Below are 23,124 nucleotides of genomic sequence, written 5' to 3'. Positions count from 1 at the left end.
TCTAAACAAACAAAAAGCCCTTACGGGCTTTTTGAACAATTTGACTTAACCACAACTTGCAGCAGTAATTTTTTTGCTACTTGGATCGACTGTAACCGTTACACGCTCTGCACGATAATCCATTGTTACAGGTTGTCCGGGTTGAACCATTCTGACAATTTGAGATTTTGTGAGCACTTTAATTTGATCTTTAGATAAATTCGATTGTCCAACCAAACGCTTCGCCTCTTCAGCAGAACAATTGGCCTGACTTGCACGGAACAATGCCCATTCTTCTACTACCCGCCCATTGGCTAAATGGCAATATCCAACCTGACCATTCGTTTCATTACGTATTTCAAGCTTTCCACCTTGATCCACACAGTATTGACTTGCAGGATTAGCCATCCCCACTTTTGGCACTGTGCTTTGACTATTATGAGTCGCACAACCTGCGAGCCCAACCACCATCAAACTCATCCAAATCATATTTTTCATTGGTCTTTCCTTCATGATTAGCCTTTAAATTAACAGTTATTTCAAAGCGAAAACTGCTTTATTGCAAAGCCACACGAAAATATAAAAAGCGCTTAAAACAAAATACTTAATTGACCGAATGAATATCAAGTTCTTCGTTAGTCGCTAAAACCACTGAAGATAAAATTGGTACACCTAAAATCATTGGCATTGCAAAAATCCAAAGAATGACTGTCGCACCTGGGTTAAAGAAAAAATGAATCGCAATTGCTGTAAACACCAAAACAAATAGCAAAATCATGGCAAATCTTAGCGTAAATTTAGTTGACATCGTCTTATACTCAAATGAGAAATCATATTCTTTCAATATACACATATTTTTAGTATGGTTTTATTGATTTTCAATCTGCATTTTCACTTTACTATTGATTATTCTCATCTTAAATCCAGTCTTAAAACCAAATACAAGCGCATGCTTAGCATCAAGCTCTTCCATTTTAAACGTCCTAAATTGACGTGCTACTGATTTTTAAAGCTTTTTAAATTTGAAAATTGAACCACGCAACCCTTATGCTAAAAAGTAGATTTCCTTCAAACACGCCTTGTAGCGTAGGAGCAAATATGTCAAAAAAGCTGCCGATTTATTTTTCGGACCAAGCGTGGTCGTCCTTACAACACCTCATGGGCGACAATGGCAAACCCAGTCCGACTATTAATGCCTTGCTTGAACAGCAAGATATTTCAGATGCATTTTTACACTCGAATCTCAATGTGCAAGCCATCAAGCGAAACTCGCATATTCAACTTCCTGTTGCACTCGAGCGAATTCCTGCAGGGCCTGCTTTTGCCAATAAAGATGTCTTTGAAAAAGCCTTAGACTTAAATGATTATTTGGTGATTAATCCATTAGCAACCTTTATTGCACATGTAGATAGTGAATCACTCCTTCATGCAGGCTTTGAAATTAATGACACCTTTTTGGTTGACCGTAGTTTAGAAGCCAAGCATGGCGATATTGTGGTTGCACTGATTGATAACCGTGAAATTACACTAAAACGCCTGATGATTAGCGCAAAAATGTCTAAAGATGAAATTGCCGATATCTTTGGCGATGCCAATAAAGTCTTGCCTGAAATGTGGTTAAAAGCAGAAAATCCTGCTTATGAACATATCATTCCAGAAGACTCGCAAACTATTAGCATTCAGGGTGTGGTGACATTTAATCTTAAGCAGCTCTATAAGCGTTTGTAAAATATAGAGCATTGCTATGAAAGCCGAAAATAAAATATTTGCGTTAGTCGACGTGAACAATTATTACGTCAGCTGTGAACGTGTTTTTAATCCCAAATTAAATAATGTGCCTGTTGTTGTTCTCTCAAACAACGATGGTTGTGTGGTATCGCGTAGCGCCGAAGCCAAAGCTTTAGGCATTAAAATGGCGGTGCCTGTATATCAAATTCAAGACTTAATACAACAGCACAATGTACAAGTACTTTCGAGCAATTACGGTTTATACACCGAAATGTCAAAACGCTTTATGAATATCCTAGGGCAATTTGTAAACGACGAAGAGCGGGAAATTTATTCAATTGATGAATGCTTTTTAGATTTCACCAGTTATCAAAATTTATTTGATTTAACGGACTATGCACGCAAAATTATTCAAACCGTCAATCAATGGCTAGGTATTCCCTGCTGTATTGGTATTGGACGCTCAAAAACTGAAGCAAAAATAGCCAATCATATTGCAAAGCAAAATACATACTTAAATGGGGTTTGCAATTTAGTCACAATGGATCCTTGCGCCTCAGAACAACTACTGGCCCAAATGCCTGTAAATGAAGTTTGGGGAATTGGGCGCAATCACCACAAATCATTAAACCAGATAAATATTTTCAGTGTATTGGATTTAATTGAAACTAACCCAAAGGACATGCGTCGCTTATTTAGTGTGATGATGGAAAAAACTGTACGTGAACTGCAAGGTATAGCCTGTATAGACATTGAGCAAGACGCACCATGTAAATATCAAATTATTAGCAGTCGCTCGTATGGACAGCCAGTTTATGCACTTGAAGACATTAAAGCATCTATACGGCTTTATATTGCCCGTGCTGTCACGCGTTTAAGAGCAGATCAGTCTTTATGCCGTATGGTGGGTGTATTTATTCAGACAGGACGTTTTGGTAATAACGAAAAATATGCACCTTATACCGCCATTACGCTCAATGAACACACCGATGATTTACTCAGCATCACACAAGCAGCAACGTATGCCGTTGAGACAATTTATAAAGCTGGATTTAAATATAAAAAAGCAGGCGTCGTTTTATTGCAACTACAAGCCAAGCAAAATTTTGTACCCGACTTATTTTGTGATCTTGCGCAACGTCAAAGTCGCTCCAAACTCTCCGATACACTCGATAATATTCAAAAAAGATTTGGTCATCACTTTGTTTCTATCGGGCTCCCCCAAGATGATGCTTCCACATGGCGTATGAAACAAAATCTATGCTCGCCCGCTTATTTAAGTAACTGGAATGAACTCTTAAGGGTGAAATAGGCTATATAGACATTCTTCAGTTATGCATCAAGCGCGGTTATGGCTATTTAAACTTAGTAGAAATAAAACCTAACCGCGACAAGATGATTGCCAACTGTAAAACCAAAATTCAAAAATTTACGGCATCAAAAATAATCAGCATATTTTTAAAAACATCTATAGAGCAAAACTGCATTAACCATGATTGATGATTTCGGTTTTTTGCGTGATTGCTTCAGCAATTTTCTTGATGGAATACAATAGCTGACCTAAAAGCACATTTTTTGAGGTTAGTACGACCAAGACCATTGGGTATTTAGCATTTGGAATAGCCGTTAATACGACTTTGCCATTATTGGCGTCCAAAGTTAAGCTTTGACAACCTTCCAAATTTATCTCGCCCATAAAAGCCTGTACCATAGCTAGGATAGAACTACTTACAGCGGCCAATTTACCGGCATTCTCAATCTTCTTCTTAGATGCTGAACTAAGCTCAAACCCATCTGTAGAACACAGCATAGTAAATTCAACTTCCGAAATATCTCTGAGCAATGCATTAAGATGCTCGTGAGCATATTCTACAAGTGCCTCTGGCGCTTGACGATTCAATTGATGTGCTAACATACTTTTACCTTAAATAATTAAATTGAAAATTGAACTTCTGCATTGGCAATCAATGCTTCAATGAGTAAAAGCACATCATTTTTTTCACGGGCGTCAATAAAGAATAGCGGATATTTTGTATCTATTTGACTTTTTTCCCAATCTCTATAAATAGATGTGTTATAAGCTGTTTTCACATCTAAATGCGTTATACCAATAATAATATTTTCAGAAACAGTTTTAAAATAATTTAAATAAAAATCAAGCTCTTTGATTGGATTCTCAGTGCTATGATCTATTAAAATAATTGTACCTAAAGCCCCTTTGCAAATCTCACTCCAAATAAAATCAAAGCGTTCTTGGCCTGGCGTACCATATAACCCTACTTTCGTTCCATCATCTAAGATTAATTCACCATAGTCGATTCCGACTGTAGTAAACATTTTAGTGTGAGACTGAGTATCCGTGTTAATTGCTTCCGTGGATACAACGCCAACGCTGGATAATGACTTAATTGCCTCACTTTTCCCCGCACCCATTGTCCCTGCAAAAACTATTTTGTATTGATGTAAAATCATTTTATTCCACTATAACCCTAGCTTTTTACGCAAGCTGTTAAAAAAACCACGCACCTTACTTACTTCCTGAATTTCTAAAGGCGTCGTAATTTGACCCAATGAATCTTTTTCAGGAATTTCTTCTACAATTTGAGCAATGTGACATGCAAATAGGTAGCGATTGATCAATGTTGCATTAATACTGGTTTTTTGCTCAATATATTGCACCGTACATCCTCGGCTAAAATAAGCAGAAATTTTTAATACTACATGACGTTGCTGATCTAGCTCAGGTTGTGGCCAATGACGTAAACGATATGCACCATAATATTCAGGTAAATCTGACGGGGAATGATCCCAAATAAATTGCCAAATTCCAGTATTGAGTTCTTTATATTGAAAATTTTTCTTAAACTTAACAATAATATTAAGGTTTGCCGGTACAATTGATAGATCTTGCCCCGTAATACTGGTCAGTTCTGGATGTTGATAAAACTCCCTATTTTTCAAATCAAAACAGGCGATTATTTTGTCATTATTTTCAATAACAAAATGACTAATCCCTGAATATTCTTGCGTAACTTGCAAAAAAGCAGACGTAAGAATTTGATGCTTAATGGTATTCGAAATATCAGCATTTTCTGGAAAAATATTGCATGAATTTTCATTATTATAATAAGTTTCATGAATATCATCTAACGCATTACTAATCCATTCATTCAATATCTGTGATGAATTTATGGGTAAATATAGTGTATTATTAAAAAGTTCACCTGATAATTTTTCATTTTTCTTTAATTTTAAAATTCTTACATTCGATTTATTTATTTTTTCAACATAATTAATATCTGAAAAATCATCATTTATTAATAAAATTTGCAACCTATCATCTGAAATAGGTGTCCAACAAATATCAAACTGGCTAGAAAATTTATTATAAATAATATTTTTTAAATCATTAATCGTCGAAAGACTTAAACCGAATATTGAAACATAAACTGATTTAGCCATAATTTTAGACAATCATATTGGTTAAAAATTAAAAAGGTTATTGCTAGGTGCAATAACCTTTATTTCAATTAAGAAAAATCAAGCTCTTTCTCGAAGCGCTTTAACTCATGACGCGCCATAGCCAAGTTAGCTTTACTTCGATCTAACACTAAGTAAAGAAATAATGCTTCATTTGAATCCAATGGACGGATTAAGTGATACTGCTTACCCAACGTAATCAAAACATCCTCAATCGAATCATTCAAATTTAATGCTTTAGATACTTTTCGCTTTGCACGAATTACTTCTGTATTACCTGCTGCCGCAAGCTCTAAATCAATTGTATTATTACCTTGTGTAGCAAGAGCTAAACCACTCTCACTATCCACAAGCGCACTCGCGATAAAACCATCAATTTCAAGCAAAGAATCTAATGATACTTTAGCCATGCTGTACTCCCCCTGAATTTAGATTATATTTTGATAATATTTAAAAAATAAATTACTGCGGTAAAAAAATATCATCAAACAACCTATCGTTCATTGGCAAATTAGATCAATTAAAATCATCCAAAAATAATGGCTAACATATAGAAAAACTCAATAATTAATTAACAAAACAAATATAAACATAAGAAAAAATACTAAAAAAAGCAAAAAATAACGCTGAAAAAATCGATTTTTTAATCAAAATTTGTAGAATTTTAAGCCAATTTTTATTTTCTATTTTTTAATAAATATATTTTTATATTTAGCTTATCTTTACAAAAAACAGCAACCCAATTAGCAATAACTATCAAAGGAATAAAAAAAACAATAATTAATAATAATTTACAGTGATTTTTTTAATTATTTTTCGTTATTTAAATGGTTAAATTCAAAAAACCAAATATATGGTTATTTTACATATATATTTAATTTTTTTCATCTCGTGAGGCCCACAATAATTTAGATTCACTCAGCTTATGAACTACTTAAATAATTTATACAAAATTCATGTTTTCACCCGCTAAAAAAACTTATAATTTGTTAACATTTTGCATAATTTATACTCTATTAATTAATGAACGACTCACAACTTTCACTGAGTGAATATCTATCAGCCGTTCAAAACGTCATCAAACTGGCTTTTGATGATGCTGTATGGGTCAAGGCGGAGATTCGTAATCTAAATATTAAAGGTGGTCATTACTATTTAGAACTGGCAGAAAAAGATCCTGACAGTGACAAAGTCATTGCCAGCTGTAAAGCGACGATATGGAAATTTACGGCGTCAAAAATCGTCGGCACATTTGAAAAAGAAAGTGGTATTGAACTCAGTCGTGATTTGAATGTTCTTATTAAAGTACGTGCCCGATTTGATCCACAGTACGGCTTTTCTGTGAATGTAGAAGAAATTGACTCTAGCTTTACGCTAGGTGATTTAGCCAAACGCTACCAGCAAATCTTAGTAAAATTAACAGAAGAAGGTTTAATCGAACGTAATATACGTTTAGCATCCCCTTTTGATATTCAACGTGTGTTGGTTATTGCTCCAGAAAAAGCAGCAGGCTTGGGTGACTTTAAAAAAGATGCAGATGCGCTGTCCAATGCAAAAGTGTGCCAATTTATTTATCATTATGCGACGTTTCAAGGCAATACAGCGGCGCAAAGTATTCGAGATGCCTTGGCCTTAGGTTTAAGACAATGGGCAAACCAATATGATACCGCCCCAGACCTCATTGTGATTATTCGTGGTGGTGGTGCAGTCAATGATCTAGCCTATTTAAATGACTATGACTTAGCGGCTTTACTTTGTAAGCGTAGCGTTCCTATTTGGGTCGGCATCGGTCATGAAAAAGACCGTACAATTTTAGATGAAATCGCGCACCGTTCTTTTGATACGCCAAGTAAAGTCATCGCAGGTATCCGAAATCATATTGTGGAACGTGCACAGGAAGTCAGCGACTATTTGCAAAGCATCCAGCTCATGTCACAACAGCAAATTAGCGTCTATCAAAATCAAAATGACCAACTCTTAACCCTGATTCAAACCCTTGCACAAAACCAGCTACAGGATGCCTCCAAGCAGCTCACGCAGCTCATTGGACTGACTGAAAACTATGCCAATCAGCAACTGAAATTTGCCAAACATCAAGTAGAAGCTTTAATGCGTGAAGCGTTACTACAAAACCCACGCACAGTAATTTCCAAAGGCTTTGCTGTTGTGCGTCAAGATGGTCACAGCATTCGTCATGTTCAACAGCTAAAGGCCTCTCAACCTATCCAAATTGAACTTCAGGATGGCATTTTAGATGCCAAACTGATCCATATTCACCCGCATACGGGAGTATTACCATGAGTAATGAATCCATCAGCTTTAAACAAGGCTACGACGTTTTAAAGAAAAATGCTGAATTGCTAGAATCGCAACAAGAACCAGATATTGATAATTTGATGAAAATTGTTGAGGAATCTATGCAAGCCTATAAAGCTTGTAAATCTCGAGTTGACGCTGTGCAAAATGCACTCAATGAAACTTTCAAAGAATAAAGTATGTATACGGCGTAAATACACTGCAAAATAAAAAAGTAATCCTAGGATTACTTTTTTTTAATCTATTTTGTTTAGATTAACGAGCGCCTAAAAACTCAAATGGTTTAGTCACTTTAAATGAATCATTGGCTTTGCCGGCATATACTTTGGCCTGATCTGCACTCAGCTCCAACTTCTTGGCTTGACCATCTTTAAAGTTGATATCTTTTAAATCCACCCAAAACACATTAGGCGAAACAGCCGACTCAAAGAAATACAAACCACGCTTATGGTCTACAACTGTTCGCCAGCGAGTAGATGAAATATTCGGCTCTTCTTCTGTATTTAAGCCAAAAGGTACTGAAGCATTTCGAATCACGCTAAATACACCTGCCAAAGAATGTTTTTGATCTGCATTTTTTGGAATGGCATTGGTGTAGAACGATGCACGAGCAAAACGATCAGCTGCGCGGTTTGTTCCTGGTAGCATGGTGGTGCCACCGATTTGTTGCCAATATGTATTGAGCGCCAGTTGCTGATCAAAGGTAGGTGAATTGGTCATCACTTGATACTTGCGGTTATGATGAATGACCTGCTTGCCATTAATATATTCAATAATGGCACTGTCGCCTGTTGCATCTGAAATTGATAAATGTAACGTCGCTAAGCGATTTTCACCTGGCACGTGATCTGATACGACTACAAACGGTTCTTTTTCTAAAAACTTGATCGCTTCATCTACCGAGCTAAAATTATCCAATACATATTGAGCCCATAGTGAAATACTTAAAGTTGCTTTGGTATTTTTTTGCACTGCAGGATATTCAGACTCTACTAACCACAATAAATTTGCCATGAGGCCTTTTTCATTGACGCCATCAGTCGTGGCAATATCGTAGCCTGTTGCAACCACACTGCCGTATTTAGACGTCCATTGCACAGATTTTGGACCAGCCAAACCACTACGCTTAACCTCACTGGGTAAAATCCATAGGTTTGTGCCGACATCACTTTTCCAATCCATTGAGCGGGCTGTCATAATCTCATTATTGCCCTGAAAAATAACACGCGTACATGCCGAAGCCATTTCAGCAGCAAACATCAATCCTGCTGCGAATAACACTTTTTGTAATGCTTTATTCATGAAACGCCTCTATTTAAAAAATTGGTAAATTTATGCCGACGACTGGTCCGTGTTCTTTAATATCCCACTTGAAATCACCACTTGTATAATCTTGCTCAAAATAACGATAGCCCCCACGTATATTCAAATGTCGGTTAAATACAGGAATGCGGTAACCGACATAAGCTTGTACAGAACGGGTATCTTCAACCCCAAAAGTGATTTCTGAAGCAAAATTCCACGCAGAATCGAGGTTATATTTAAATCGTGCACCCCAAAAGAATTCATCCCAGTCTGTAGAAGCTTGAATCTTATGATTTAAAGCACCAAGTGTTGCACTGGCATCTGTATGATGCATACCTATAGTGGGCTCAACAATGAATTTAGCGTATTGATCTTTGGTTTGCTCAGGGGAAACATAGGCCTGATAATAAATACCGTAGCTACTTTGATCCAACTTAGTCGCCAAAGCCAAAGGAACATGCAAAACCTGTTTATCTTGAGAAGTTTTTACATATTGACGATCTGCATAAATCCCCCATTTGCCTTTACTCAAATCCAAATGTGCCATATAGGATTTATCTAACTCTTTTAACGTCTCTTTAAAAGGCTGTTCAACCTCATAGGAAATAGGACCTTTGCTAATATCGCCATCGATATCCGCAACAAAAACATAAAGATTCAAATTGAGTTTCGTTTTTCCTTTAAATGTATCCGAAATCTCATTTGCAATTGCTGATTGACTCGCTATTAGCGCTAAACCCACCGTAAAATTTATTAAAGTTTTTAAGTACATTTTATTATCCTGATGTGTTCTATTTCTTTTTTAGCATACTTTTATCAGTTTCTACTATTAAATTGTACCAACCTCTTCAGCTAGATTTATAACCGTATATCTTTATCATTACATACTAAAAATACTTTAGTAAATTTAACTCACCCAATACCAATAAATGCCACATGATGTAATTGTTTGCGCCATTTAAAATGCACCGTAATAAAAAAACCGCCTAAATGGTTTTAAATTTAGGCGGATATTTTTAGGTCTACAGAACAAACAAGATTAGAAGCGCCAGTTATAAAATACGTCTATTGCGCGTTCTAAAGATTGGCTTGCTTCTAAATACAGGCGTTGGTTCATTTGATAACGCAATGTCAATTTATTGACTGGAGTAAATACACCTACACCATAACGAATAAACAAGTCTGGTGTAATATAACCCGTTACAGATACTTGGGTATCATCACCTGTACCTTGTGCATCCAACGCCAAACCACTTAGACCAAATGTACGACCAATCTGATTGGTTAAGGCACGTGTACCGCCCAAGCCCATACTAATACCAGCAGCTGCAATGGTATTGTTTACATCGGATTTAAAGCTCTCAGTTTGACTTAAGCCTGTCGCGCCTTCATTAATACGTCCCGTAATTAATGCATTCATCGCTTCTTGTTCAGATAAGCCAGCATCGTTATACACTTGAATACTCGGACTTGTTGCAGTTCCTGTTACACGTACGCCCACAGTACTGCTCTGAATAGTTTTATTGGCATCCACATCTAAGGTTGGATTAGACAATGGGCCATTGAAACGAGCAATCGCACGATTCAAATCTAGGCTTTGGCCATAAGCTTCAATTTTCACACGTTTAGATACACCAATTGCACCATTGGCACGCATTGCTGTTTCTAAACCACGTTGTGATAAATTCAAGCGACCAATTAATGGAATACGACTATCAAAACCTTGGAAAATCACTTGATTGCCCAAGCTTACACTAAGGTCAGCACGGATATCCCAAGGGCGTGCTGATTTTAAAATTTCGAGCTGATTATCGCCTTCATGCACAATACGAACGTCAGATGAAACAGCCGTAACAGGCACTGAAGACTCAGGCATTGAAATAAGTGCACGCGGTACTTCAACCGTACCATTCAGAGTTAAACGTTTTTTAAATGGGTAAACATCTAAATTTAAGTCTGGTGTGACTTGGGCCGTAATCAGTGGTGCTTGGCGTATAAGCAGATCACTGCCTTTTAAGCTGAGCTGTACCCGTGGTTCATCTTTCCAATCCACACTACCTGTTAATTTACCAACACCACGTCCACTATTAAATGCACCGTTAATTGAAGCATTGTTTTGGCGAATGGCAGAATACAACTGAATATTGGTTAGGTTCACAGGTAAAGAAATCATACTGATTGAACCATCTTTAATACGTGCTTCACCTTCTAATAATGGCGATGTCAGTGTTCCTCTGATTTTACCCGCATACGAGATGGTGCCCCCTAACGCGCGCACATCTTGAATAAACGGTTTCAAAATTTTCAATTGCACTTGATTAAAGGCAATCTCACCGTTCATTGGTTTTGACTCTTTATAAGGATCAATCACCACATTGGCATAACCTGTACCAATATCAGGGGCTTTTACATCTAATCGAAGCTGTAAACCTTGTGCAACGCTTTTGAGTACCAACGCCACTTCATCGTATTTCATGGTTGAGCCAAGATACTGCGGATCTTCTGCAGCCAAGCCCATTACCCCGTCGCGCGTGAGTAAACGTGCATCAATTTTAGGTTTTGCACCTTTTGCCCATGAGGCTTTGGCATAACCATTGACCTTACCTGTCAGCGCTAAACCGTCGGGCATGAAGGCCGCAAAGTCATTTAAGTCCACGTTACGCGTAGTAAATGACACATTGCCACGGTTGGGATTAACACGAATAGGTTGATCAAAACACAACTCACTTTGCTGACTCATCCAACAATGTGCGCCAATAAAAACATCCGACTGTGCTGTATTATAAATAATCGAAGCATTTTGACGTTGTACAAGACGAGTACGCAGTGAGTCGAAATCACCTTTTTGGATTTGGCCTAGCCAGTTATTTTGCGCATTAAATCCGCCTGCAAACTGTACGCCAAATTTAGTAATTTTATTTTCTGCATTTACTTTGAGCACATGTGCATTACGTGTACCTGCCAGTGACAGTGAGGCCTTCGAAATACCACGGTTACCACTGCGTAAGTTGTCTAAAGTTGCGGTCAACAATGACGGAACACTTTGCGATGTTGGCAATTGTCCCTGTATGCGTACTTTTTGAATGCTAAACAGGTTATTTAAACCGAAATTATCAATCGCTAAGTTTGCAGAGGCTTGTAGTCGAGGTTGCACTTGCATATTTAAATAGCCGTATGCCCGACCTCTTAAACCTGGGTAAATTTCATATAAAGCTGGCGCATTGACTTTAAGCCTTAAGTTTTGTGCATTACCTGTGGCTTGTATCTGGTTACTTGCATACGCCAAGTACAAATTATTGGCTTCAAACTGCTGTGGCAATAATCCACTTTGATTTGAATTAACCACAATAGCTAGGTTACCTTTACCACGTATAGACTTGTCATTAATTACACCCGCCAAATTCAAACCGTCTAACTGCACGCGTTTCAAACGATCTGACCATTGGCCCTGTGTTTTTACATTACCTGATAATTCGCCACGCACATTCGATGCAAAATAATGCGGTTTAAAACGTACCAATGAGGCATTCACATTCCAAGCCAAACCATCTTTAAGGTTTAAAACCCCATTGGCCAAAATTTTGCCAGCGACACCATCATGGCGTAACTCTGAAATTTTAATTAACTCAGGTGTGCCTGCTACATTTAACTTTAATACACCTTGGCTGGCTGCTAACTGACTTGCGGTTAAACCGCCATCATATTGCACAGCAAAGCTTTTAAACGCACCGCCTTGTTTAGCATCTTGGAAAAGTAAGGCTGCTGTGCTCTTACCTGTCAAACGAACAGTATCTTTTTGACCCACTAAACGCCCAGTTAAATCAACTGCATCTAAGTGAATAATTTGCTGATTTGGCTTGGCATAACCATTGGCTTTTACTTGACCATTTAAAACATCGATAGGTGCGGCAGCAGCAATACTCTGCGGATTAAAATGATCTGCATAAAGCTGTGCGTTCCACTTCAGCATGCGCTTGTCATCTGGAAGCTGAACCACGGCACTGCCTTTAAGTGCGCCTTGCTGTGCAATATAGCTAAAGCTTGGCACATTCAAATTGTTATTTTTGAGGTTTAATTGAGCCTGATACTGGCCTGCAGGAAGCATGCCTTTATCATGTGCGGACACAGCTGTTGCAACAAAAATATTTTGCTGACCTTCAACCAATGCTAATTTCGCATCACCAGAAGCACTACTTAACCATCCAACATAAGGCACAGCGCGATCAATATTCTTCCAAGACACATTCATCAGCATTGGCTGTGGTTTATCATTTTTAACTGGATTTTGATCTAACTTTAGATTCCATGTTTCGTATTTATCAAAGTCAACCAAAGCTGTTAAATGCAGACCATTTTCTAGTGTACCCTTAGAGCCTATTTTGCCGTCTAGACTTGGTGGTAAAAAGTCCTGTACCACTTGTGGAATTAATTTATCTTTAGGATTAATTTTGGATAATGCACCACGAATATCCCAAGTGACATGATCCTTCCAACTCACCACACCAGCAGCGCTCACAGCACCTTGCATTAACTGTGCATTTAAGTCGTCAATATTTAGTTGATGAATCAAATCGGTATGCATGATGGCACTGTACTGGCCTTCAGGTAGATCTTTTCCTTTCAGATCCGTTCTGACATTTAAGTCTAAACGATCGATATTGCCCTGAAACTCTGCCACACCTTTTTTAGAATGTAGCTTGAAGTCTGTTAAGAGTGGCCAATTGTAGTTTTTAAACTTTAATGCACCTTTCATTGGCACGTGATGATCCATTGGACGTACAACTGCCCAACCCGTCAGTAAGTCTGGCGTATTGGTTGCCACACCCGCCTGAATACTTTCTAAAGTACCGCGAGCTGCAACGTTAATATCATGAATATTTAAGCTTTCTCGTAATGAAGGTAAATTCACCACAGCATCTGCATGAATTGGATAACGACCTGTAAAGTCCATTGAACCCGTTGCACTACGTACGGCTAAATAGCCCATATCAACACGCGAGTCTTTAAACTCAAGTTTTGTACCTGACCACAAGGCATCATTTAAATGAATATCATAAAAATCTACGCCTGCTGAATGGGTTTTAATGAGCATATAGTCTACATCTGCATCATCTACACGTAATACAAATGGCAAACGAATATCACTATAGCTAAAAGGTGTATCACTTGGTGGGAGTTTAGTGATGATCTGTAGATTTCTAACATCAGCATGGCTTAAGTGAATTTCTTTATTTAAAATTGCACGCCAGCCTAATTTTACATCAGCACGATCAATTTTGACGTCTACAGGTTTTAGGCTGACCAAAACATTACGTAAAATAATGCCTCGCCATAAATTACCACCCTCATATTCATACTGAATAATTTGTTGGCGCTCTAAAACACGGTCGAGCAAAAACTTACTGCCCTTGTCTGTAGAAAACATCACAGCCAATGCAGCCGCGAGCGATACAATAATAAGGCCAAGTGTAAGCAAGACACTTCTTAAAATACGGCGTCGCTTAGGTACACTTTCTTCTGGCTGGTTATTGTTTTCTTGCTGCTGTTCTTGATCAGCCATAACTCTCTCTATTACCGTATTTTATAATTGTGAGCCAATGAAGAAATGAATTCGTATTGGGTGATTATCATCAGATAAACCCGATGCAACATCAATACGAATTGGCCCAATTGGTGATGCCCAGCGAATACCTAAACCTGCGCTATAAGCGGTTTTGGTATTAAAATCTTTGTCATAGGCATTGCCTGCATCACTAAAAATTGCCGCACGCCAACCATCTTTAAATTGATAGTTATATTCTAAAGAACCGACCGCCAATGCTTGACCACCAATTTTATAGCCCGACTCAGATGCAGCTAAGCTCTTGTAGTCAAATCCACGAATGGTTTGATCGCCACCTGTAAAGTAGCGTAAGTTATAGGGCACTTTACTAAAATCTTTAGTAAAAATATAACCTGCATCGGCACGACCCACAAACTGATGGTTGTCATTTTCACCTAAAGAGTAAATAAAACGCCAACCCGCATTCACGATTGCCATGTCAGCATCGGTCAATAATTTTTCGGAACCTAACTCGACTTTATAAGTCTGCTTAAAACCAACCGTTGGGTTTACACGTTTGTCCGTGTCTGTTCTAGATACTTCATAACCCACCAATAAAGATTGTTGCTGGCTATTGGCATTTACTAAGAAAGCTTCAGGTATTTTATCAATATCGACAGCAGCTAAGCCGTTTTCTGTAATACGGTCTAATCGATAGCGTAGACCATAAGTTTGTTGCCATTGACCACGTGGGTTTTTAATAATTCGGTCAGCACCTGCAACTGCAGATTCAATTAACAAGTTAACATCACCACCGACATTATCACGCTCTTCACGCTCATAACCGCCTACTAGGCTAATGTAATCATTCAGTGGGTGTTTATAAGGAATGTTATAGCGACCATCTATAGACTGTCGAATTTGTGACAGCTCCATATTGGCATCAAATGAATGTCCACGCTCATTTACAATGGCACGGCGATATTGCCCACGTAAACGAACACCTGTATCTGTACCAAAACCAGCACCCATTTCTGCACTATTTAGCTTGTCAGCATTTAAAGTGACAATCACAGGAACAACTTTGCTTTCACGTGCTTTATCTTTTAATACATCTTGCTCGTTATCTTTTTGCTCTTGTTGCTCCGCCAAACTGCGTAGGCTCGCTTTTTGCTCTGGGTCTTTCACACCTGCAAATTGATCTTCATTGACTACATGCTGTGTAACTTCATGATCTGAAGCTACCGCTTTTTTATCTTGTACTGCTAAATCATCTGCTGACAGTTGATTTTGATCGACCAGCTTTTGTAAATCTGGCGGTAAGTCTAGCTCTTTTTCTATTGGATCTGGACGGACTGCATCCACCAAAGTGTAGTTAAAGTAACGTGAGTTGGTTAGATTGTTGGCTAAGCCATTTACCCGCCAAAAAGCATAATCCGCACCTTCTTGCCATGTCACTAAACTACGTAAAATTTTATCATTCAAAGGGAATGGTTTAGTTGGGTCGCTCATTCTAAATTCGACATCACCCAACTTATAACGCTCACCTGTTTCAAAGCGCAAGTTAATATCGGCAGTATTTTGTGGCTGCGCAACCTTCACATCATGCAAACGCCAATATGAGTCAAAATAGCCGTTATTAGATGCTGCATTATCTATACGAACTTTAGTGTTTTCATATAAACCATGATTAAACACACCACCTTCTTCTTGATCTGGCAATACACCAATCACTTTGAACTGTGCTTGATTCGCCCCAGGGCCTGTAAACTCAACATTTTGCTGTTGAATGACTACAGGGCTATTTGGTGTAACAAGTACGCGAACACGAGAATTACTAGTTTTCTCAAATTTAAACTCAGAATTATAAAAACCCACAGCCTGTGAAGCCTGAATTGACAACGCACGTAGCTGAGGTAAAGCAGAAGGAAAGTCGCTGAACGATTCTTGCGTAAAACTCGACAACTTACCTTTAATATTGGCTTTTAAGTTTTCTAATGCTTCCGCATAATCTTTATTTGAGACATTGCTTTCATTTTGCGAAGACACCAAAACAACATCTGCAGTAATCCGTGGCACTTTTGCTGTATTCATTTGGCGTGGCGGGCGCACTTTATATAATAACCGTTTAAAGAAATTGGGTTGCTTATCGTCAACAGCTTCTTGATTATCTAAACCCACCACCAGCTCACGACCCGTTTGATTTTCTTGAATCGCAATGTCGCTATCCGCGCGGATAGATTGCATTAATACATCTACATTGACTGGAGCTTGGTTAATTTCTTGCAGTTCTTGTTGTGTGATATCTGCAACTGCAACTTCATTATTTTGTGTTGCTCTATAGTTCTGAGCAGACTTTTTCGCCTCTTCTGCAACTTTAAAGATTTCATTTGCAAGCTGTTGATCAATTGGTTCAACTGGCAAACTTTCTAAATCTTCAAACTCAATTGGTTTAAAGGCATCTATTGATGTCTGAGAATTTTGTTGTTCTTGTAACATTTGTACGCTGTCTACAGGAGCTGGCTGTGTCAGCTGTTGTTCAACTTTTTGACGAAGCTCTTCCTCAGAAACACCTTGCTGACTGGCTTCAGTCTTTAATGCATTTACCATTTCCACTTGGGTTGCATCGGCGACAGGCGTATGTTTTTCAACTGTTTGAGCCATGATATGCTGAGCAAACAATGTTAAAAAGATACTTAAACACAAACGTTTGTTGTTATGATGCCCGAGTGTCAAATGACTTATACTTAAGTGAAGTGCGGTCTTTTTAAAATTTATTTTTTCTGGCATAGCGAACTCTAAACATACGTGTTTATGAAATGGATCTTTCAATCCATTGAAGTTAAGTTCAAGAACCAAAATTCAGTGGAGTTGAGCCATTTTCCTAGGCTTTAAAGTATCTTACATGATTTTCTTCGTCGTTTTACTAAACACTCACATTTCTTAATAAAACTTTATGTAGCACATATCATATGAAGAACAGTGAACATTTACTCGGTAGCCGTCGTTTCCTACCCATGTTTCTCACCCAATTTTTTGGGGCATTAAATGATAATGTTTATAAGCAAGCCTTACTTCTCGTTATCACGTATGGATGGATTCAACAACAAACAGCAAGTATTAGTACTTTAAATAACTTAGCAGCCTTACTGTTTATTTTACCCTACTTCATCTTCTCTGCGACGGCTGGACAGCTTGCAGATAAGTACGAGCGTTCACAGCTTGTTCGAATGCTTAAAATTGCTGAAATTTTGATTATGCTCTTAGGGACTGCAGGCTTTTTATTAGGCAATTTATGGCTATTATTGTGCGCACTGTTTTTAATGGGCACACATTCCACCTTCTTTGGGCCCATCAAATACGCTATTTTGCCTGAAATCCTTAAGCCACAAGAGCTTATGTCAGGCAATGCGCTATTCCAATCAGGCACATCTATGGCCATCTTGATCGGGATGATTTTGGGTGGTGCGGTGATTTCCCTATCGCAAGGCAATTTGCTATGGATTAGCCTCACGGTAATCACAATTGCTTGCTTAGGCTATTTATCAAGTCGCTTTATTTTAAAACAGCAAGTCACCTCACCCAATATAGACATTGACTGGAATTTCTTTCGTACCAGTGGTCAAACCTTGCGCTATGCCAAAAGCCTGCCTTTAATTTTTACGATTTTATTAGGCAACTCATGGTATTGGTTTTATGGTGCAACCTACCTCACTCAAATTCCACAGCTGACACAGCAAAATTTACATGCATCTGAAAATGTCGTGAGTTTATTACTGACCTTCTTTTCTGTTGGTATTGGTGTAGGTTCATTATTGTGCCGTAAAATTGGGGGTACAGAAGTCAATATTAAAATGGTCCCATTAGGTGCCATTGGGCTTACAGTATTCGCTTTATATTTAGCAGCCAGCCTTACTTTTGTACCAGAGCGTACAGGTGCGCTACTCAGCCTCAGTGATGTATTCCAAGGGGGCTGGAGTTATTATAATGTGATGTTTGCAGTGACTTTACTTGGTATTAGTGGTGGTTTTTATATTGTGCCACTCTATGCCATGATGCAAGCCTATTCACCTCGCTCACATCGTGCGCGCATCGTAGCGGCAAACAACATATTAAATGCTGTTTTCATGGTATCTTCTGCTATATTTTCAATTATCATCTTAAGTATATTGAAGATTGATATTAAAATACTTTTCTGCATAACCGCAGTGTTGAGTGCTATTTTCTCTATTTGGCTCCTCCTGCGTTTAAAACCTATGCTTAAAACTGCACACGTCTCGTTGGAGGATTAATTCATGCGTCAATACACCGGTCTAGACAAATTCATCCATTCTTTTGACCAAGCGCTACGCAGTTTAGTTCCTGGAAGCACTTCTGCGCAACGTGAGAACCCTGCCAATGGAACCAACACACAGTTGGCTGTAAGTGAAGCTCGCCATGTTGCAGGCTTAATGCGTGTCAACCATAGTGGCGAAGTATGCGCACAAGCGCTTTATCATGGCCAAGCGCTCACTGCAAAGTTACCCAATGTACGTCGTGAAATGCAACAAGCAGCCATTGAAGAGCAAGATCATTTAGCATGGTGTGAAGATCGACTCAAAGAACTGGATAGCCATACCAGCTTACTAAACCCTGTATGGTATGGTCTGTCTTTTGGTATGGGTGCTTTAGCAGGTATTGCGGGCGATAAATATAGCTTGGGCTTTGTCGCTGAAACAGAACGTCAAGTGAGCATGCATTTAGAACACCACATGAGTCAGCTACCTGTACAAGATCAGCGCTCATATCAAATTTTAAATCAAATGAACATTGATGAGTTGCACCATCGCGATACGGCGCTTAATGCAGGCGGTGTTGACCTTCCAGCACCTGTTAAAATCACCATGACAGCCATTTCAAAGCTCATGACCAAAACTAGTTATTTTATTTAAGCCATACATAAGATGTAAAAGCCCGCTAATCTGCGGGCTTTTTAAATTTTAGAAACTAGTATTTTAAATTGAGCATATAGCTTTTCATTATTAATTAGCGATGCATAGCGGCGTTTATCTTTTATTAATGTTTAGAGCTTTGCTCAGCTACTTTTTTTCGATAGCCATACACCAACCGCGCAAGCCCAATACAAGCAATCACAGCAACAATCGTATAAAGCTCATCGTCATAAGGCAATATGTACTGCCAAAATACATGTAAGGCATGCGTGATGTGTACTCCAGCACTAATCACTACCCATGCCCAAATGAAGCAGGCCACAATGTTAATGAGTACATATTTCCAAATTGGATAAGCTTTTATGCCTACGGCGATCGGCAATACTGTTCTAAGTCCCCACGCAAAGCGCATACCCAGAATAGTTAAAATTGGATAACGATCGATAAATTGGCTGGCACGTTGAAATTTTTTGGCAAACTCTGGCTGAGATTCAAGCATTTTTTGCCCATAGCGTGCGCCCAATTGATAATAAAATTGATCACCAATAAAGCTTCCAAGCATAGCAACCGAAAGTAATAGCCAAAAATTAAGTAAATGCTGATGCACTGCATAAGCACCCAGCATAAGTACTGTTTCGCCTTCAAACAAAGTTCCTGCAAATATGGCCCAATAGCCATAATGCTGAATGAGCTCAGTCCAATTCATACAGCCAACAACTTGATGATGATTATTTTTTCTATCTTAGCACTAAATCTAGCATGACTGCTGTTTTACAGACTCAAATGATCTGCTATGCGATAACCCAACATAGCACCCAAATCAAACGCTAAGTGCTCAACATTTGAATACATAAAATTATAGAAACTCAAGTCTATGCATGACATGAGACCACAGGAAAGTGATGTTTCTCATGTACAAAAGCTGCATCTGACCAAATCTCATACATAGGAATTTTCACATCCAATGCCAAAGGTAATTTTTTGGCATTAAACTGCATATTGGACAAACAACTACCCCATGCAATTAAATCAATATCTAAAGTAATTTGATGTGAAGGTCGAATACGCCCTGAATCGGTTTCCATACGTTTTAATTGCAGGACTAAATCCGTTACGGATAAATGACTTTTCAATAAACACGCAGCATTCCAATAATCCGCACCAATCGCATCTCGGCACGGAATTAAATAAATACTGGAAAAGCTTAAATCACCGAATTGAGCGAGTTGTGCAATTGCTTGTTGAAAATGCTGTTTTGGATTGCAATTACTCGCCAGTGCTAAGGCGAATATCGTTTCGGTGACGTTCAAGACGAATTCCTACAGAATTTGCTTGCGGGATAATGGCAGGCTTACGGATGGTAATCATAATAGATTCCACTACTGGAAAGGTAGTAAAAAGTGCATTCAAAACCAGTTTTGCTGCATGTTCGATCAATTTAGGTTGCGCTTCTTGAATCACTTTTGCCGAAATTTCACAAATTTCCGCATAATTGAGTGTATCGTCTAACTCATCAGAATTAGATGCCTGCTCTAAACTGGTATTAATCTGCAAATCGAGCATTAAAGGCTGAATAATTTGACGCTCCCAATTGAAACAGCCCACCACTGTCTCTACCTTTAAGCCTTCAATAATAATCGCGTCCATAAATCTCTCAAATACAAAAGTCCCCCTTATATAAGGGGGATTTAAAATAGTGTGTCAAAGCCATAAAGACTGTAAGCGCATTAAAGCTTAGTGCTTTAGCAACAGATTAGGGTCTATACTTTGCACCATCTGTAAGCGCTGGTCAGCATAAATATCTGTATACGGCGCTAGAATACGCATAAAACGATCAAAATACAGCATTTGCTTAAATAACAAGGCAAAATCTCGTGGGAAACGGATGCCATGACGTTCGCCTACACCCACCATATCCATCATAATGTCATTGATATCCGAAGGATTTGATGTGAGCAATTCTTGCGGATCTGCCAGCAATACACCACTAAACAGACGCTCTAAATCATCAGCCAAAACTTTGGTATCAATTTTATGATCCGTCATGCCCATTTTCAGCATATTTTCAGCCATTAAAGCATAGTCGGTCTTTTGCAATGCATCCATAAATGCAATACAGGCAGTCCATACTTCTGGCTTTAACTGCCCCACAATACCAAAATCGATAAAGCCGACACGACCATCTTCTAAGAACATAAGATTGCCCGCATGCAAGTCCGCATGGAAGCTATTACACATCATCAGACTACCAAACCATGTATTCATGGCAGTAATTAAAACTTGTGATGGATCTTTTGCAACTTTTTTAACCATATCAAAATCAGTCAAAGGTACACCATACAAGCGTTGCATAGTCAGCACACGACGAGTTGAATATTGATGATAAACCTTAGGTGCTGTTGCTGCTTGGTTATTGGTAATATTTAAATAATTCACAAAATCATCTAAATTTTGTGCTTCTTCAATAAAATCAACTTCACGCACCATACGTGTTTTTATTTCTTCAACAATATCTGCCAAAGACGCAAATTTAACTTTAGGTACAGCTTTTTCAAGTAATTTAGTCGCCCAATGTAAGACATTTAAGTCAGTGTATAAAATGGTTTCTACACCTGGCTTTTGGACTTTAATTACGACATTTTCACCACTCACTAAAGTTGCTGCATGTACCTGTGCAATAGATGCGGACGCAAGTGGTTTTTCATCAATAGATGCAAATATTTCATCTAAATTACGGCCTGCAAACTCCGAAGCCAATACCTGCTGTACATAGCTAAACGGCAAGCTTGGTGTCTGATCTAGACAACCTTGAAACTCTTCCACATATTCACGTGGAAATAGCGAAGGCGTACTGGCAATAAACTGCCCTAATTTAATATATGTAGAACCGAGCGATTCAAAAGTTTCACGCATGAGCTTTGCATTGCTTGGTTTTTCTGTGGCGTATTTAATGCCAGCCTTGGCTGCCACCACAGCTGTTTCACCCATACGGGCAACAGAACGTAATCCATCAAGCCAAATATTGTTTTTCATAATGTCTGAGGAAAAATAAAGTGTAGTGAGTGTAGCAAAATTTTATGCCCTTGCAGGATTATCTTGCCTGACAGCTTGCACAATTTTCATCATGCATAAAATTTAAAATTCGCTGCGTCATATTTAAACCATTCCACAATAAAAGCTTTTGCTTCAGTGGCCTAAGGTTTAAACCCAAATATAATAACGCATGATGCGCCTGTAAGCTGGCCATCACATTCGGCGTGGTCGCAAGTACACCGGAGTCCGCACAGCGTAGGCTTTCATTTTGCTGTTCTTCTTTTGGAAACAGACATTCATAACACGCTGAATCGCCTTCGACCATAAACAATTGCCCCTGAAAGCCAATTGCTGAAGCACTAATTAATGGCACACCGTGTTGCTGACAAATTTGATTCACCAAATAACGTGTTGTGAAATTATCACAGCCATCGAGCACCAAATCTTGCGATGCTATTAGGCAATCTGCATTGGTTTTATCCAACTTAGCGACAGTACTGTGCACCTGAATATGTGGGTTAATTTGTGTTAAACGCTTTGCCAATATATCTGCTTTATAAAAACCAATATCTGCAGGTCCAAAAGCCATTTGGCGCTGCAAATTACTCACTTCAATGCTATCTGCATCAATTAAGCTAATTTTTCCCACACCTGCGCGTGCCAATAACTCAGCCAATGCACAACCAATCCCCCCACAGCCTACAATCAACACATTAGAAAGTTTGAGCTTTTCTTGTGCTTCAAGATCCCATCCCTCTAAGAGTATTTGACGACTATACAGGTGCATTTCTGCTTCGCTGAGTTCTAAGT

Annotated in this window: 21 protein-coding genes; 6 read left to right on the top strand and 15 right to left on the bottom strand. The window is 38.5% G+C overall.

The annotated features are described in order from the left end of the window. Positions 1–45 precede the first annotated feature (45 nt). Positions 46–477 carry an I78 family peptidase inhibitor gene (locus HYG93_RS05435; RefSeq protein ID WP_106984847.1) on the bottom strand — a complete coding sequence of 144 codons (432 nt, stop codon included), beginning with the start codon at positions 475–477 and terminating at the stop codon, positions 46–48. A 106-nt stretch (positions 478–583) separates the two neighbouring features. Further along, a complete protein-coding gene (locus HYG93_RS05430; RefSeq protein WP_106984848.1) occupies positions 584–787 on the bottom strand; it encodes a hypothetical protein in 204 nt (67 codons plus the stop codon). 290 nt (positions 788–1,077) lie between these two features. Here HYG93_RS05430 and HYG93_RS05425 point away from each other — a divergent pair, with 290 nt between their 5' ends. Together HYG93_RS05425 and HYG93_RS05420 are read left to right on the top strand one after the other, a co-directional pair. Further along, positions 1,078–1,707, top strand: coding sequence for a LexA family transcriptional regulator (locus tag HYG93_RS05425; RefSeq protein ID WP_106984849.1), 630 nt, complete (start codon positions 1,078–1,080; stop codon positions 1,705–1,707). Between the two features lie 16 nt (positions 1,708–1,723). Then, on the top strand, positions 1,724–3,019 hold the full coding sequence (locus HYG93_RS05420; protein WP_120365433.1) for a Y-family DNA polymerase: 1,296 nt from the start codon (positions 1,724–1,726) through the stop codon (positions 3,017–3,019). A gap of 174 nt (positions 3,020–3,193) precedes the next feature. On the opposite strand, the gene HYG93_RS05415 is transcribed toward HYG93_RS05420, so the two are convergent. The 4 genes from HYG93_RS05415 to HYG93_RS05400 form a co-directional block, all read right to left on the bottom strand. Next, the gene (locus tag HYG93_RS05415) at positions 3,194–3,622 is read right to left on the bottom strand and encodes a roadblock/LC7 domain-containing protein (protein WP_120365434.1); all 429 of its coding nucleotides are present in this window, start codon (positions 3,620–3,622) and stop codon (positions 3,194–3,196) included. A gap of 17 nt (positions 3,623–3,639) precedes the next feature. After that, entirely contained in the window at positions 3,640–4,179 is a 540-nt protein-coding gene (locus HYG93_RS05410; protein WP_106984852.1) for an ATP/GTP-binding protein, read from the bottom strand. Positions 4,180–4,188: 9 nt separating this feature from the next. After that, positions 4,189–5,169, bottom strand: a complete 981-nt coding sequence (locus HYG93_RS05405; RefSeq protein ID WP_120365435.1) for a hypothetical protein — start codon at positions 5,167–5,169, stop codon at positions 4,189–4,191. A 68-nt stretch (positions 5,170–5,237) separates the two neighbouring features. Further along, on the bottom strand, positions 5,238–5,597 hold the full coding sequence (locus tag HYG93_RS05400) for a roadblock/LC7 domain-containing protein (RefSeq protein ID WP_120365436.1): 360 nt from the start codon (positions 5,595–5,597) through the stop codon (positions 5,238–5,240). Positions 5,598–6,210: 613 nt separating this feature from the next. Between HYG93_RS05400 and xseA the strand changes: the two genes are divergently transcribed. Then, positions 6,211–7,488: an exodeoxyribonuclease VII large subunit gene (xseA, locus tag HYG93_RS05395; RefSeq protein ID WP_120365437.1), complete on the top strand. Its 1,278-nt coding sequence runs from the start codon at positions 6,211–6,213 to the stop codon at positions 7,486–7,488. Next, the gene (xseB, locus tag HYG93_RS05390) at positions 7,485–7,679 is read left to right on the top strand and encodes an exodeoxyribonuclease VII small subunit (protein ID WP_106984856.1); all 195 of its coding nucleotides are present in this window, start codon (positions 7,485–7,487) and stop codon (positions 7,677–7,679) included. Before xseA ends, xseB begins: the two co-directional genes overlap by 4 nt. A gap of 79 nt (positions 7,680–7,758) precedes the next feature. Here xseB and HYG93_RS05385 read toward each other — a convergent pair whose 3' ends face one another. The 4 genes from HYG93_RS05385 to HYG93_RS05370 form a co-directional block, all read right to left on the bottom strand. Beyond that, complete coding sequence (locus tag HYG93_RS05385) at positions 7,759–8,805, bottom strand: linear amide C-N hydrolase (RefSeq protein WP_120365438.1); 1,047 nt, start codon at positions 8,803–8,805, stop codon at positions 7,759–7,761. A 13-nt stretch (positions 8,806–8,818) separates the two neighbouring features. Continuing rightward, positions 8,819–9,580 carry a hypothetical protein gene (locus HYG93_RS05380; protein ID WP_120365439.1) on the bottom strand — a complete coding sequence of 254 codons (762 nt, stop codon included), beginning with the start codon at positions 9,578–9,580 and terminating at the stop codon, positions 8,819–8,821. Positions 9,581–9,847: 267 nt separating this feature from the next. Further along, positions 9,848–14,368: a translocation/assembly module TamB domain-containing protein gene (locus HYG93_RS05375; protein ID WP_120365440.1), complete on the bottom strand. Its 4,521-nt coding sequence runs from the start codon at positions 14,366–14,368 to the stop codon at positions 9,848–9,850. 21 nt (positions 14,369–14,389) lie between these two features. Further along, entirely contained in the window at positions 14,390–17,140 is a 2,751-nt protein-coding gene (locus HYG93_RS05370; RefSeq protein ID WP_120365441.1) for an autotransporter assembly complex family protein, read from the bottom strand. A gap of 182 nt (positions 17,141–17,322) precedes the next feature. Between HYG93_RS05370 and HYG93_RS05365 the strand changes: the two genes are divergently transcribed. Together HYG93_RS05365 and coq7 are read left to right on the top strand one after the other, a co-directional pair. Then, the gene (locus HYG93_RS05365; RefSeq protein WP_120365442.1) at positions 17,323–18,642 is read left to right on the top strand and encodes an MFS transporter; all 1,320 of its coding nucleotides are present in this window, start codon (positions 17,323–17,325) and stop codon (positions 18,640–18,642) included. 3 nt (positions 18,643–18,645) lie between these two features. Further along, positions 18,646–19,281 carry a 2-polyprenyl-3-methyl-6-methoxy-1,4-benzoquinone monooxygenase gene (coq7, locus tag HYG93_RS05360; RefSeq protein WP_117007035.1) on the top strand — a complete coding sequence of 212 codons (636 nt, stop codon included), beginning with the start codon at positions 18,646–18,648 and terminating at the stop codon, positions 19,279–19,281. A gap of 124 nt (positions 19,282–19,405) precedes the next feature. Here the strand turns inward: coq7 and HYG93_RS05355 are convergent, their stop codons facing one another. The 5 genes from HYG93_RS05355 to HYG93_RS05335 all read right to left on the bottom strand — a co-directional run bounded on the left by HYG93_RS05355 (position 19,406) and on the right by HYG93_RS05335 (position 23,101). Continuing rightward, complete coding sequence (locus HYG93_RS05355) at positions 19,406–19,987, bottom strand: DedA family protein (RefSeq protein WP_240627364.1); 582 nt, start codon at positions 19,985–19,987, stop codon at positions 19,406–19,408. A 166-nt stretch (positions 19,988–20,153) separates the two neighbouring features. Then, positions 20,154–20,591 (bottom strand): 2-amino-4-hydroxy-6-hydroxymethyldihydropteridine diphosphokinase, encoded by a 438-nt coding sequence (locus tag HYG93_RS05350; RefSeq protein ID WP_120365444.1) that lies wholly within the window; start codon positions 20,589–20,591, stop codon positions 20,154–20,156. Then, positions 20,548–20,928, bottom strand: coding sequence for a dihydroneopterin aldolase (folB, locus tag HYG93_RS05345; protein WP_106984864.1), 381 nt, complete (start codon positions 20,926–20,928; stop codon positions 20,548–20,550). Before folB ends, HYG93_RS05350 begins: the two co-directional genes overlap by 44 nt. 87 nt (positions 20,929–21,015) lie before the next feature. Then, positions 21,016–22,314 carry an AarF/ABC1/UbiB kinase family protein gene (locus tag HYG93_RS05340; RefSeq protein WP_106984865.1) on the bottom strand — a complete coding sequence of 433 codons (1,299 nt, stop codon included), beginning with the start codon at positions 22,312–22,314 and terminating at the stop codon, positions 21,016–21,018. A 58-nt stretch (positions 22,315–22,372) separates the two neighbouring features. Next, on the bottom strand, positions 22,373–23,101 hold the full coding sequence (locus HYG93_RS05335; RefSeq protein ID WP_120365473.1) for a HesA/MoeB/ThiF family protein: 729 nt from the start codon (positions 23,099–23,101) through the stop codon (positions 22,373–22,375). Positions 23,102–23,124 lie beyond the last annotated feature (23 nt).

This window comes from Acinetobacter sp. SwsAc6 (assembly GCF_013391565.1).
Lineage (GTDB): Bacteria > Pseudomonadota > Gammaproteobacteria > Pseudomonadales > Moraxellaceae > Acinetobacter > Acinetobacter cumulans.
The sequence above is the reverse complement of the archived record's forward strand: the minus strand, read 5'-3'. Positions and strand labels throughout refer to the sequence as shown.